Source organism: Arabiibacter massiliensis (genome assembly GCF_902386925.1).
Taxonomy (GTDB): domain Bacteria; phylum Actinomycetota; class Coriobacteriia; order Coriobacteriales; family Eggerthellaceae; genus Arabiibacter; species Arabiibacter massiliensis.
Genome location: NZ_LR698996.1, coordinates 260125 through 274482, shown reverse-complemented (window position 1 = coordinate 274482; position 14358 = coordinate 260125). Strand labels below are relative to the sequence as shown.

Here is a 14358-nt window from a genome sequence, read left to right as displayed (position 1 = left end):
CGGCGCGCCGCGGTGCCTAGGTTTAGAGGCCCAGCTGCTCGCGGTAGAAGGCCGCGGCGTGCGCGAGCGCGTCGTTGGCCGCGTCGAGCATCTTGGTGTAGTGCAGAAACGCGTGAATGACGCCCTCGAACACCTCGTAGCGCACGGGCGTTCCGTACTGCTCGCAGATGGCCGCGAGCGTGGCCGAGTCGTCGCGCAGCGGGTCGAACTCCGCCGCCGCGATGTAGCAGGGCGGCACGTCGCGCGTAAGGTCGTTCAGGAACAGGTTCGCGTAGGGGCTCGCCGCCAGCTCGGCGGGGTCGTTCGCGTACATCTGCATGTAGAACTGCCAGTCGGCCTCGGTGAGCCCGTCCCACGGGCCGCCCAGAAGGCGCATCGAGGACGAGTCGGTCAGGCCGAACCAGCCGTAGAACAGAAGCAGGCACTTGACGAAATCGCTGCCGCCCTGCTCCTCGCGCAGGTGCATCGTGGCCGCAAGGCCCAGGTGCGCGCCGCCGGAGTCGCCGGCGAACGCGAGGCGCTCCCCGTCCACGCCGTGGGCCGCGCCCTTCTCGTGCAGGTAGGCGGCCACGGCGGCCGACTCCTCCACCGCGCTCGGGAACTTGGCCTCGGGCGAGAGGCGGTAGTCCACCGCCACCACCACGGCGCCGGTGTTCTCGGCCAGGATGCGGCAGACGCGGTCGTGCGTGTCCAGGTTGCCCAGCACGAACCCGCCGCCGTGCACGTACACGATGCCGGGCGTCGCGCCCTCGCCCGCCGCACGGCCGGCAGCGGCCGCGGCGGTGGGATAGTAGTAGCGCACCGGGATGGCGCCGTAGGGGCCGTCCACCGTGCCGTCCAGCTTCTCGGCCATGACGGGGCCGCCCTCGCACCAGTACGCGCGGCCGGCCACGTAGTTCTCGCGCATCTTCTCGAAGCCCACGCTCGTGTCGTTCGCGTCGCCCGCCAGCTCGTCCTCCTTCGCGAGGACGGCCTTCATCTGCGGGTTGATCTTCGCCAGCACGTCGAGCTTGTTCATGGGACTCTTCCTTCCTTCTCCAGGTGCGCGGGGCCCGGGCGGGCTTGCAGCGGCGGCCCGGGCCCGATTCAAGCGGGATGCTTACGCGTTGACGGTCTCCTCGTCGGCGGCGACGGCGTCGTTAGCGGCGCCGAAGTGCTTCTTGATGGAGCGGAGCAGCATCACGAGGCAGATGCAGCCGATGACCGCGAACATGATCTCGAAGCCGAAGATGCCGGCGAAGGCCGCGGTGCCCTGGGCGTCGATCATGCCGCCGTACCAGGTGTGGATGAACACGTCAGGCAAGAAGCCGATGACCGAGAGCACGCCGGAGGCGGTGCCGAAGATGGCCATGGGGATCTTCACCTCGGACAGGGGCGACGAGCCGATGGAGAACGCGCCGTAGGTGGTGAAGCCGAACACGACCACGAGGATGGAGGCCACGATGGCGCCCGACGGATCCTGCGGGAAGAGGATGAAGCCGACCAGCGCCGCGATGGACAGGATGAAGCCGCCCAGGATCGCCTTCGAGGGGCTCTTGAGCTTCGTGGCGATGAAGCCGACCACCGGGCCTGCGATGAGGCCGATTCCGTAGGTGCGGATGAGGCCGACGACGTTCACGAGGTTCGGGTCGGCGTTGAAGCACTGGGTGAGGTAGGGCGTGGTGTACGTGGCGCCCTGGTACACGGCGTAGCAGCAGAAGTACGCGGCGCAGGCCCACAGCACGCCGGGATGCTTGATGGCCTGGATGGCCTCCTTGACGCTGAAGAGCTTCGCGTTCTTGTCGATCTCGCCCTTGAAGTCGGGGATGAGGAAGAAGGACAGCACGCCGAGGATGAAGATGATGGCGCCGATGACGATAAGCATGACCTGCACGCCCACGGAACCGGACACCGCGGCGATGATGCCCGCGTTCACGAGGCCGAGCACGAGGCCCGCCACGCCGTAGATGGAGTAGCTGATGCCGATCTTGGAAGCGTACTCGTTCTCCTCGCAGCACAGGCGGATCACCTTGAAGCGCGTGCCCCACCACACGAGGATGGACGTGATGCCCATGAGCACGAACAGCAGGAGGCAGATCTCGAGCGACGGCAGAAGCGCGTACACCCACACGAGCACGGCGGTGGCGATGAAGCCCACCCACGCGAGCGTGCGCATGCGGAACTTATCGGCCACGATGCCGGAGGGCAGGTAGCAGATCATGGCCGTGATGCCGTACACCGACACCATGAGGCCGAGGTCGGCGTTGGTCACGCCGAGCGCGTTCATCAGCGGATCGTAGAACACGTTCTTGAGGTACATCGGCGCGTAGATGACCGACGAACCGACGGAGATCAGCACAACGAGCGCCCACTTGTGCAGCGTGGTCAGCTCCTTGTAGGTGACCTCCCCCTTGCTCTTGGCAAGCAGTGACATCTTACTTCCTTTCTCCTTGTCCTCGCCCGGTCTTACAGCCGGTCGCCGGTTCCGTTCAATCGGCGACCGGCTCCAAACCGAGCCGTTGGATGCATTCTGTTCCCGAACGGTCAGATTGCCATCGCCAAATCGCCACTAATTAGCCGAATACTTAGTTTCTTGCGAGGTGTTCATGATGAAATGGTGATAGGTTTTTCGAGGTAGTCATACAACGGCCCCGAATCTGTGAGAAAATACGTCGTAGCAGATGGCGGGCATCGTCAACCATCGCAAACCGGGCAGAGGAAGGGGGGCCTGCTCCATGGCTCTTCGATCGAACGACGTTCCGAAGGCAGAGGCGGGAGAGCACGGCTCACTGACGGGCGCGATGGCCCGTCCCGCCCTGAAATACGTGGGATTCGCGCTGCTTTTGGCATGGCATTACGCGCTGTGGTTCGTGCCCCACATGTTCTCCCAGACCCAGTTGCTCGACGAGCGGGTGACCGTCTCGTGGCTCGTGAACCTGGGGGCGACGGTGTTCTTCCTGCTGCTCATCGCGCTCCTGCTCGGGCGCAAGCGGCACCTCTCCTCCTTCAAATGGCTCTTCGCAGCCGCTCCGGCGCTCACGTGCGCGGCTACGTTGGCGCTGTGCCTGCTGCCCCAGTCCTTCACCGTGCCGGGGCTCGCCTACGCGCTCTCCTTCTTCCTGGGCGCCACCGAGTCGGTGATGTGGATCCTCTGGGGCGAGCGCTACGCCTGCGTGAAGGCGCAGTTCTCGCTGCGCCACATCGGCACCACGTTCGGGCTCGCGCTGCTGGCGACCATCGCGCTGGCGTGGGTGCTGCCCGTCTACGTGACGACCGTGTTCGTGGCCGCGCTGCCGCTCGTCTCCGGCGCGCTGCTGGTGGCGGCCCGGCGCGACGGGGCGCGCGCCTTCCCCGTGCTGCTGCCCAAGAGCGCGGCGCAGGGCGGGCTCAAGAACATGGTGGCCGTGAGCGCCATTACGTTCCTCGCGAGCGTGGCGTGCTACTACCTGGTGGCCGTCATCCCCTGGGAGCTTTTGCCCACGGGCGACCGCAGCTTCACGCTGGGCATCGCGGGCGGCGCGATCATCATGCTGGCGCTCGCAGGCATCTGCCTCGTGTCGAAGGACAAGGCGAACATATTCAAGATGTTCCCCTGGCTCCTCGTGCTGCTGATCGCGGCGTTCGGGCTGTTCCTGGCCGACGAGGCGGCCTTCTTCCCCGCCTTCATCATGGCCACCGGCATCTCGTCGCTGCTGGAGGTCCTGCTCATCATGTACTTCGGCATCCTGACCTCGAAGGGCTACGTCACCCCCGCCGTGGCGTTCGCCTTCTCGGGCGCGTTCGTGCGCGCCGGCATCGCGGTGGGCAACACGTGGGCCGTCGTGTACGAGCACCTGCCGGAGATGGCGGCCGCCATCACGCCCGAGACGTGCCTGGGCCTCATCGTGCTTCTGGCGGTGCTGCTCGTGCCGCTCGTGCGCCAGGAGTTCAACATCGTGGCGCTCACCGCCGCGCCGCCCACGAAAGCCGAGATCGACGAGATCTGCGCCGAGGTGGCCAAGGAGTTCGGCCTGTCCGGGCGCGAGAGCGAGATCCTCGTGCTCATCGCGCGCGGCTACACCACCAACAACATGGCCGACAAGCTGGTCATCTCGCCCTACACCGTGAACACCCACGTGCGCCACATCTACGAGAAGATGCAGATCCACAAGCGCAGCGAGCTGCTGAACTACCTCAACATGCAAAGGAGCGACTTCTAGGCAGGCTGCGCCGGATGTCGTCCTGAGCACGCGAAGCGAGCGCAGGGAGGCCCCGCGCAGCGGGGGCGAAGGATTCCCTACGGCGCCAGCCGTGACGGGGTAATTGACGCGCAATCCGGCGACCCCTTCCCCGTTGCACGCAAAACCGGGTCGCCTGACACAAAAACCCTCGACGTGAAAGGCCCGGAGGCGGAAAAGGGCGGCCGTCGGCTCCCCGGAGCAAGGGGCCCGCAGTGTTTTTCCAGGTCGCGAAAAGCCAGTGCCCGCGCGGCCTGCCAGGATCCTTTCACGTCGAGGTTTTTTGTGAAGGCGCGGCCCGATTCGCGTGCAGCGCCTTCCAAGGTGGTCGATCGAGTGCTGGAACGCGCATGCGGATCGTCCTTTGATCTTGCAGAACGCGACATTAAAGGGGGAGCGGCTTTCTTCGCCGCTCCCCAGTGGACTTGCTTCAAAAGATTTATGCCCTAGCAACCGCTCAGAATCCGGCGGGTATTTCCGACAGCGCAGGACTCACGTCGGCATACCCGTAAACGTCGCCTATGAAGTCGGCAGCATTCCTTCCTGCAAGACGCCCGCCTGTTTGCAGCCACATCTGGGCCACACCGCCGAACCCGCAATAATGGCGTTTGGGGTTGTGAACCACGCCCAAACTGTCGCATCCCACAGCGTACAGCCCGTCGATAGGGGTGGCGTGATCCTCCCTCAAAACCCGCATCTGAGCGTCAACGTCAAGACCGCCGCAGGTGCCAAACGTAGTGTTGAACACCTTGAGGGCGTAGAAGGGGGCGGCAATAAACGGAAGAAGATATTCGGAGGCTTTCCCGAATTCTTCGTCTACACCTGCGGCAACGAAGCCGTTGTAAGCGTCAACCGTCTCTTTGAGAGTGTCGGGATCGATGCCTGTCTGTTCCGCCAGGTCTTCCAAAGTGTCAGCCTTCCACGCCATTTCCTCTTCGACGGCATAGTCGAGGGCTTCATACACCTCCGGCAATGGCTGATCGGGAGCGATCTTTCCTTGAGTGTTATAACCATCCCACGAAGAAATGGCGTGAAGCCCGTTTTCCGCTATGTCTTCCAGAATTTCGCCGGAGAGGATCACGAAGTAATGAGGTCCACCTTTCCAATGAGCGAAGGAATCCACTTCGAGCAGCTGAGAAAACGACTCATATTCGTACTCGTTCATGAACCGTTTCCCATCACGCCCTACCGCTATGGCCGTTCCGCTATATGCGCAACCATTAGGAATGCTATTAAGCGTGGTAACATCGTAACGACCCGTTCGGTTTTGAAGCTGCTTCTCGTTGGGAGTCATGGGATACCGATCAATCCAATGATCAAGGCCGCAATGCATGAGGATGGGACTCATTTCCATGTTAAACGTGCCGGCTCCGTTATCGAGCGCCGATTGCATCATCAATCCTGTGTCACAACCTGTTCCCACCGTGAGGTAAAACCCGGCGTGGCTCTCTCCCAGCAGCGATTTCGTCATCTCCGGATTGCTTGAATATCCTCCCGTGTTCATGATGACGGCCTTGGCTTTGATTTCGTATTCCTGTCCCGTCGCCACGTTGCGGGCCTTCACGCCAACAACTTTGCTTCCTTCGGTGATGATCTCATAGCCCTCGGTTTCCAAATACACTTTACCGCCTTGGGCCTCAACGGCGTCAACGAACTGCGAGTAATACTGATTCACGACCTTGCGGCGATCCTCGTAGGTACCGGGATCGGCACGACTCGAACATACGGAGTTGAAGGAAGTCAAACCACCCGCTAGAGCCGTTCCTGCACCTTTGGCGACAGTCCCGTAGCGCCACCCATGAGCGAGAAGCCAGTCCACGGTGTTTCCGGATTCGTCAACCATGACGTCAATGCATTCTTCTTTGGCAAGCAGCTGGCCGTCCTCCGAAGCGAATTCCTTCCACCGACGACGAAAATCTTCTTTATCTATGTATTCGGCTCCACTGTTGAATTCCTCAGCGAATCGAACGGGGTTGATAGCGCATGCTTCATGGGTCAACGCAGATTTTCCGCCTACTTTTCCTGCCTTGTCGATACCGATGATGCTCACAAGTTTTTTGCCGTTGCGCTCTTGGATGGCCTCGCATGCACTGAGCATCGCCATGATACCGCCGTTGCCCAATCCCACGATCAGCAAATCCGTTTCAAGTTTTTCCGTATGAGGAGTAGCGGAAAGCTGTACTCTTCGCATGAACCTGCCAACGCCCGACGGATCGCTTCCCGCTGCCTCGAACGCCTGCCTCAATGCAAGGCGGGCGGCATTACGTACACCATTGCATGACAGAGTTGCGCTTGAAACGGCGTCGACATTGAACGACTGATTCTCTATGACACGTGGAAAGAACCTCTCTTTCGCACATTGTAAAAACACCTCGGTATCCCCGTGATCGAAACGCTCTTCGGGCACCTCGATTTTAAGGATGGCATCCTCGTTGACGGTTACGGAAACCGGAAGGTCCACGATCCGCCAGTATCCGCTCTTGCTCGAAGCGGTGTAGGTCCCAGGGGCCATCTTGAGAGTGTTCAAATCGTCGCCATACAGAGCTTCGCCGTAGGCAGCTGAAGCCGCTGTCAGAACAGCAGTGGAAGTAATGGTTGCTCCAGATATGACATCGACATCTATGCTTCGAGCCTCCTGAATGGCCGCCGTCAGCTTTTCTATTGCCCTACCGCCCTTCAAAGGCGTCTCGCCCGCGCCTTTAATTGACACCTGCGAGACTTGACCGCTCGACATGTCGATATCGAGCGAGATGTCAACATCGCCGCCATAGCCCTTCGCCGACGCTTCGCCCTTTCCTGTACCCCCACTTTTCTTGGACGGCTCCGCATCCTGGGAGCACCCTGCCATGGCTAAAGCTCCCGAGTAAAGCGCTCCTGCTCCCATAAGCCCCAAAGACGCCCCCTTGACGAAGCTTCGGCGAGAGATCTCGTTTTCATTCTTCTTCATGCCTTCCCCTTTTCCTTCCTCTTATCTACCTTGGCATCGTTCATGCTCGCGCGGCACGCGCATCACCGCATAAACGAGCATGACGCCATGGTAGGAGCGGAGGAAAAGCAGAACATCGATGCGTTTGGGCGATTTTAGCTTCTCGCCCAAACCGGTTGAGATGCGAGAAATACGTCAGTCCACTAAGCGCTCGATGAGGCTGATGAGTTCCTGCTGTTCGGTAATCCCGGTCTTCTGGTAAATATGAATGATGTGGGTATGTACAGTATTCTTGGAGATACCCAGCTCTTTGGCGATTGCCGCTCTATTTTTACCGCGCGCCATGAGCAGAAATACTTCGGTTTCGCGAGAAGTGAGGCCCTTTTCCGAAGCAATCGCCATCGCAGCCCTATGCAGAGAATCCTCTCTCCTTCCTTCCGACGTGTTAGGAGGGTAGGCTTCCGGAAGCTGGCTTTTCGAAGGTATCGCGTAGGACATCCGCTCGGAAAGGATCCAAAGGAGAGTCACCATCAGCAAGAGGACGAGCAACGATATGAAGACGACGGGGCTGCTCGGGTTGCCGCTTGCTGCAGCGTTTACGGCAGCTTGCGACATGAAGGAACCGACAAGACATCCCCCGTTTTTTGAAGCAACTGCCGCCCCGAAGCCCTTACCCGCGAACGCAGGAAGGGCATCGAGAGTCTCAACGATGAGAACCCAAATCAAAATGTCGAAGAGTTTATTGCCGCAGCAGAACACAAAGAAGGCAGCGGCACCGAGGCCGTCCATGAAGGGCATCTGCATAAGCAAGCCGGCCGTGGTGAGAAGAAGGGTGGTTCTGAGCAACCCGTTAGGGCTCTCCGTTCCACGCGCCAAGAACACTATGAACAGGGTCGCCGTCGTAAAGAGGTTGGCAACCGCGCGGAGAAGATACGTCGAATCAGGAGAAGACACCCCATCCCATAGCGTCGCCCCACCAATATGCACGATGCTGTACAGGAAACTTGCCGTAATTATGGCGGCGAGCCTGCGGCCATTCCTCTTTTTCGCCCTCAACGCTTCGCCATTCCCCACTTGCTCCTGCGCCGTACGGGGCGAACTCTCGCGCAAAGGGCATGGCAGCTCGAAGAGCGACACGCTCAAGGGCATCTGAACGCGGGCCTTGCGCTCCAAAAGAGCCATGGCGGCCAACAGAATGAGCGACTCAAGATAGAAGAGCCCTAAGGGGCGAAGCAGGAAGAGGGCGATCCCTATTATGGATGAAAGAAAAATGGAGATAAGCAAGTTTTCAAACAACGCATCCCGGTCAAGATTCAGAAAATAGAGGCACCATTTCACCTCGAGAAGTCCACCGCATAAACCCACCATTGCAAAGCCCGCAAAATGATAGGCAGAGCCTTCTGCAGAATCAATCACGAGGAAAGAAGAGCCTACTATGCCCGCCAGCAGTCCTAGGGAAGAAACGACGTGCAAGCGCGAAGTGCTTCCTATGCGACTCCAGCAGAACATAAGCAAGAGTGCAGCGACCACCAACGCGCCGCGCAGCACTATGGTTCCTTCGAAGGTCATAGCCGGATCATTGCGAAAGTAATACAGGCATTCGAGAATCCACGCCCGACACACGCCGTAGCCCATGAGCCCAACAGCGAACGATGCACGTAGCTTCCCGATTCTTGACATAGGCAATCCCCCACCAGCGCATGAGCAGCAAGTACCCTTTCGCGGCGGCCCGCACCCTTTGCCCCTATGCGGTTACGCCACCGTACAAGCATAATAGCGCATACGCCGCAGAGATTCTTTGCCCCCTGATTCTTTTTCTTCAAACCCAGAGCATATGAGGCATGCGTCAAATACTTCCGCCTGGCAGAAAACAAGCGTGACACGCAGTCAATGCAAGAAGCACTGGCATTAACGCGAAAGCGGGCGGCATCGCTGCCGCCCGCTTGGTCGAACCTAGTTGCTTCCCTACCCTACTTCTCGGGGTAGAAGCCGCTCGGCTCCTCGCCGAGGTTGATCATGATGTTCTTGGTCTGGCAGTAGTGCTCGAGCATGATCTTGTGCGTCTCGCGGCCGATGCCGGACTCCTTGTAGCCGCCGAACGGCGCGCCGGACGGGATCTGGTTGTAGGTGTTCACCCACATGCGGCCCGTGCGCACGCCCTGCGACACGCGGAACGCGCGGTTGATGTCGCGGGTCCACACGGCGCCGCCCAGGCCGTACACCGAGTCGTTGGCCAGGTCGATGACCTCCTGCTCGTCGGTGAACTTGATGACCACGGCCACGGGCCCGAAGATCTCCTCCTGCGCCACGCGGCACGAGTTGTTCGGCACCTCGATGAGCGTGGGCTTGAGGAAGGCGCCGTTGGCGAGCTCGCCCTCGGTGGCGCGCTCGCCGCCGCAGAGGACACGCCCCCCTTCCTGCTTGGCAATTTCCACGTAGTCGAGGATCTTCTTCATCTGGTTCTGGTCTATCTGGCTGCCCATCTGGGTGTCATCCTCCCAGGGCATGCCCACCTTCACGTTGTTGAACACGCGGCACGCGTCCTCCACGAACTTATCATAGATGTCCTCGTGCACGAAGATGCGGCTGCCGGCGCAGCACACCTGGCCCTGGTTGAACAGGATGCCCAGCTGGATGCCGTCGAGCATCATGTCCCACTTGGCATCGGGGAAGATGATGTTGGCCGACTTGCCGCCGAGTTCCAGCGTGGCCGGGATGAGGCGCTCGGCCGCCGCGCGGGCCACGTCGCGGCCCACCTCGGTCGATCCGGTGAACGCGAGCTTGCTGATCTTCGGGTTGTCGAGGATGTACTGGCCCGACTTGCTGCCGCGGCCCGTGACCACGTTGAACACGCCCGGAGGGATGATGCCCTCGGTAAGGCGCGCCAGCTCGAGCACCGTGAGCGAGGTGGTGGACGACGGCTTGAACACCGTGCAGTCGCCGGCGGCGAGCACGGGCGCGAGCTTCCAGGCGGCCATGAGGAACGGGAAGTTCCACGGCACGATCTGCCCCACCACGCCGATGGGCTCGTGCAGCACGAGCGACATCATGTTGCCGGGCAGCAGGTCGGCCTCGCCCGTGTCGGCCAGAAGCACGCCGGCGAAGTAACGGAAGTGGTCGACGGAGAGCGCCACGTCGATGGCGCGCGTCTCGCGGATGGGCTTGCCGTTATCGAGCGTCTCGATGAGGGCGAAGTGCTCGGCGTTCTCCTCGATGACGTCGGCCACCTTGTTCAGGATGATGGCGCGCTCGGCCTTGTCGGTCTTGCCCCAGGTCTCGAACGCCTTCCACGCCGCGTCGACCGCGCGGTCGACGTCTTCCTTCGTCGCGTCGGCGATGGTGGAGAGCTGCTCGCCGTTGGCCGGGCAGAACACGTCGAGCGTGCCGCCGTCCGAGGCGTCGGCCCACTGGCCGCCGATGTAGAGCTGGTAGGATTTCTGTGCGGGGTTTTCCATGCGCGCATCCTTTCTTCCGGCGGCGTCGCGCCGCCCTGCCCAACCGAGCGATCCATGAGGACCGCTGCCCCCAGCATACCCCCCGCCTTGACGGCATGTCAGTCGGGGTTTTGTGGAAAGCCGTCAACGGTCGATAAACGCTGCTGGTGAAGTAGCATATCCGAGGGAATCGCTGGAGTATCGCGCCGGACGAGCGGAAGCACGCGGCCCGCCGGCGGCTGATAAGCCGCCCGCGGGATGACGATGACGCGTTTGCGAAAAATGGCATAAAAGGGGACTGTCCCCTTTTATGCCAAATGTCCCTACCCCCGCTTGGTCTGCTTGTCGTTGAGCAGGCGGTTGAGCGCGTTCAGGTACGCCTTCGTGGACGACACCACGATGTCGCCGTCGGCGCCGCGGCCGGTGTAGACGTCGCCCGTCGGGTCGGTGACGCGGATGGTCACCTCGCCGAGCGCGTCGATGCCGCGCGTGACGGACTGCACGGCGAACTCGGTCAGGTCGTTGTCCACCTGCACGATCTTGTTCACGGCCTTGCACATGGCGTCGATGGGGCCCGTGCCGTACTCGCACGCCGTGACCACCTGGTCGGCGGCGTTCTTGAGCGTGACGGTGGCCGTGGGCGTGAGCGGGAACCCGCAGCTGATCTGCACGCCCTCCAGCGTGTAGACGGCGCTCTCGTTGCGATCGCGCTCGTTGATCAGGCTCTCGAGGTCCTCGTCGTAGACTTCCTTCTTCTTGTCGGCCAGGTTGAGGAAGGCCTCGTACACCTGGTCGAGCGCCTCGCCCTCCAGCTCGTAGCCCAGCTCCTCCAGCCGGTGCTTGAGCGCAGCGTGGCCGCTGCGCGCCGTGAGCACGATCTGGCTCGTGCCCGCGCCCACGTCGGCCGGGTCGATGATCTCGTAGGTGTCGCGCTTCTTCAGCACGCCGTCCTGGTGGATCCCCGAGGAGTGCGCGAACGCGTTCGCGCCCACGATGGCCTTGTTGGCCTGCACGCTCATGCCGGTGATGGACGACACGAGGCGGCTCGCCTTGCAGAACTCGCGCGCGTTGACGTCGGTGTGGGCGTCCAGCTCCTCCTCGTGCATGCGGATGGCCATGACCACTTCCTCCATGGCCGTGTTGCCCGCGCGCTCGCCCAGGCCGTTGATGGTGCACTCCACCTGGCGCGCGCCGTTCTTCACGCCGGCCATGGCGAGCGCCGTGGCCATGCCCAGGTCGTTGTGGCAGTGCACGGCGATCTTCACGTTCTCGATGCCGTTGACGCCCTCCATCAGGTACCTGATGCGCCGGCCGAACTCCTCGGGCAGCGAGTAGCCCGTGGTGTCGGGGATGTTCACCACGGTGGCGCCCGCGTCCACGACGGCCTGGATGACGCGCACGAGGAAATCGTAGTCCGAACGGCCCGCGTCCTCGGCGTAGAACTGCACGTCTTCGACGAACTTCTTGGCGTAGGTCACGCACTTCACGGCGCGCTCGACGCACTCGTCTTCGCTGATGCGCAGCTTGTCGCGCAGATGGCTCGGGCTCACGCCGAGGCCCGTGTGGATGCGCGGGCGCTTGGCGTACTTGAGCGCGTCGGCGGCCGCGTCGATGTCCTTCTCCACCGCGCGCGTGAGGCCGCAGACGACGGCTGCATCGCCCGCGAGCTCGGCGATGCGGCGCACGGACTCGAAGTCGCCCGGGCTGGAGATGGGAAATCCCGCCTCGATGACATCCACGTTCAGACGCAGAAGCTGACGCGCGACCACCAGTTTCTCCTCGGTGTTCATGGAAGCGCCCGGCGATTGCTCGCCGTCGCGCAGCGTGGTGTCGAAGATATCGATCTTGCGCGTCATGTGCGTGCGTCCTTTCCGTCTCGTGCCTGGCGGGCGACCGGCAGGCGGCTTGAAAATGATTCGACAATCATAGCAAAACCGCCGGCAATGGACGCTCGGATTCGCCGCCAACGGAAAACATGCGCATTCAGAGGCGGGCACAGGCGGGAACACGCGGACGAAAGGGGGCGTTTTCTGCAATGTCCTCGAGTTCTGCACCCTTGCGTTGCCGTGAAACCCGCGATTCGGGAGGGCGCGACGGATAGCAGCCGAGAAAACCGCAGGTCGCGTTCCGACCTCTTCTCTTTTCCGCACCTAAAAGGGTGCATAACTCGACGACATTGCAGTTTCCGGGGCTTTTCGACGACGCAAGGGTGCATAACTCGACGACATTGCAGATGTATGCCGCTGCGGTGCCGCGCGGGATCCCTCGACCCGCTCCGCTCACCGCCGGCCTCCAAAGCACGGAAATCGCCGCTCTGAAGCTCCTCGACGGCCACTGCGGGCACGCCGCGAAACGCGACCTGGGCAAACGGCTGCTGCTTGCGCACAGGATCCTCTTCCGGAAGGCTCGATACGCGAAAAAAGCTTCAGAGCGGCGATTTCTGTGCACTCGGGCCCTCGATTTCGGAAAGAGCCCCCCGTGCGAGACGCAGAACGGCCCCGGCAAGCGCATCGCTCGCCGGGGCCGTCGTCATGCCGGCCGGGTCGCCGCAGGGAGCGGCGGCAAGGCTAGCAGGAGGGGGCTTCCGCCTTCGCCGCGCCGTGGGCTGCGGCGTCGGCGTCGATCAAGTCGGTCGGCTTCGCCTTCATGATGAAGCGCTCCACCAGGATGAGGAACGCGAGCGCGCCGAGCGCGATCACGCCGAGGAGCACCGCGTACTCAACCCACGAGGGGGCGTACGTGCTCACAGCCGTCCACACGTCCATACCGGTGCCGCCCGCCGACGTACCGTCGATGAGGCCGGGGCCGCCGAAGGTGTTCGGCGTGATGAACGAGGAGAACAGCAGCCACACGCGCTTGCAGAACACGCCCACCACCACGCACGCCGAGGCGAACACGATGAGGCCGGTCTTGGCGCGGTTCTTCGCGAACACGAGGATGGTGAACGGGATGATCACGCCCACGATGATCTCGATCCAGAAGTACGGGGCCGTGGCGCCGAAGAACATCTGGGACAGCACATGCCAGCCGCCCTCGGAGCCGGGATACGCCGTGGTCAGAAGCTCGCAGCCCACCATGTAGCCGTCGACCGCGATGCAGGTGGCCAGAAGCCCCGCCAGCATGCCCATGAGCTTCTTGGACGTCTCCCAGATGCCCCGGCGGTTCATCCACACGAGCGCGATGAGCAGGAGCGCCAGGCCGGAGTCCATGGCCGAGGCCACGAACAGCGGGCCCATGATGGCCGAGTGCCAGCCCTCGCGGGCGATCTGCAGGCCGAAGATCCACGCCGTCACCGTGTGCACGAGGATGGCGATGGGCAGGGCGAAGCGGCTCACGATGGCGATCTTGGACTTGTCGGCCTTCTTCGACGTCATGAAGTACAGGTAGATCAGGTTGATGACCAGGTAGAGCGAGATGACGCAGATGTCCCAGAACAAAGGCGAGATGAAGTTCGGCGACAGCAGCAGGTTGAAGATGCGCGCCACGCCGCCGAGGTCGAGGATGACCAACAGGCCCGCGCAGCAGATGCACACCGTGGACACGCACACGGCCGGCAGCGCCACCCGCTTGAACTCGGTCACGTGGAAGATCGACGCCGAAGAGGCCACGATCAGGCCGCCGGCGGAAAGGCCGACGAAGAACATGAACGCCGCGATGTAGAGGCCCCAGGAGGTGCCGTTGTTCATGCCGGTCACGCCCAGGCCGAACATGGTCTGGTAGATCCACGCGCCCGCGCCGACGGCGGCGATCACGGCCAGCACGATCATGGCCGGACGGGAGATTCGTTTCGTTTCCATCAAAG

8 protein-coding genes are annotated in these 14358 nt (G+C 62.2%); 1 reads left to right on the top strand and 7 read right to left on the bottom strand.

Features of this window, described 5'->3' with window-relative positions:
- Positions 1–22 precede the first annotated feature (22 nt).
- Positions 23–1018 (bottom strand): acetyl esterase, encoded by a 996-nt coding sequence (gene aes / locus FX134_RS01095; RefSeq protein WP_080797139.1) that lies wholly within the window; start codon positions 1016–1018, stop codon positions 23–25.
- Positions 1019–1099: 81 nt separating this feature from the next.
- Positions 1100–2413, bottom strand: coding sequence for an MFS transporter (locus FX134_RS01090; RefSeq protein ID WP_080797138.1), 1314 nt, complete (start codon positions 2411–2413; stop codon positions 1100–1102).
- A gap of 301 nt (positions 2414–2714) precedes the next feature.
- Between FX134_RS01090 and FX134_RS01085 the strand changes: the two genes are divergently transcribed.
- On the top strand, positions 2715–4178 hold the full coding sequence (locus tag FX134_RS01085; RefSeq protein ID WP_080797137.1) for a helix-turn-helix transcriptional regulator: 1464 nt from the start codon (positions 2715–2717) through the stop codon (positions 4176–4178).
- Positions 4179–4653: 475 nt separating this feature from the next.
- Here FX134_RS01085 and FX134_RS01080 read toward each other — a convergent pair whose 3' ends face one another.
- The 5 genes from FX134_RS01080 to nrfD all read right to left on the bottom strand — a co-directional run bounded on the left by FX134_RS01080 (position 4654) and on the right by nrfD (position 14353).
- Entirely contained in the window at positions 4654–7143 is a 2490-nt protein-coding gene (locus tag FX134_RS01080; RefSeq protein WP_080797136.1) for an FAD-binding protein, read from the bottom strand.
- Between the two features lie 174 nt (positions 7144–7317).
- On the bottom strand, positions 7318–8691 hold the full coding sequence (locus tag FX134_RS01075) for a response regulator transcription factor (protein ID WP_172623326.1): 1374 nt from the start codon (positions 8689–8691) through the stop codon (positions 7318–7320).
- A 401-nt stretch (positions 8692–9092) separates the two neighbouring features.
- On the bottom strand, positions 9093–10577 hold the full coding sequence (locus FX134_RS01070) for an aldehyde dehydrogenase family protein (RefSeq protein ID WP_080797134.1): 1485 nt from the start codon (positions 10575–10577) through the stop codon (positions 9093–9095).
- Positions 10578–10879: 302 nt separating this feature from the next.
- Positions 10880–12412, bottom strand: coding sequence for a 2-isopropylmalate synthase (locus tag FX134_RS01065; protein ID WP_080797133.1), 1533 nt, complete (start codon positions 12410–12412; stop codon positions 10880–10882).
- A 711-nt stretch (positions 12413–13123) separates the two neighbouring features.
- Positions 13124–14353 carry an NrfD/PsrC family molybdoenzyme membrane anchor subunit gene (gene nrfD, locus FX134_RS01060; protein ID WP_080797132.1) on the bottom strand — a complete coding sequence of 410 codons (1230 nt, stop codon included), beginning with the start codon at positions 14351–14353 and terminating at the stop codon, positions 13124–13126.
- Between the last annotated feature and the right edge of the window lie 5 nt (positions 14354–14358).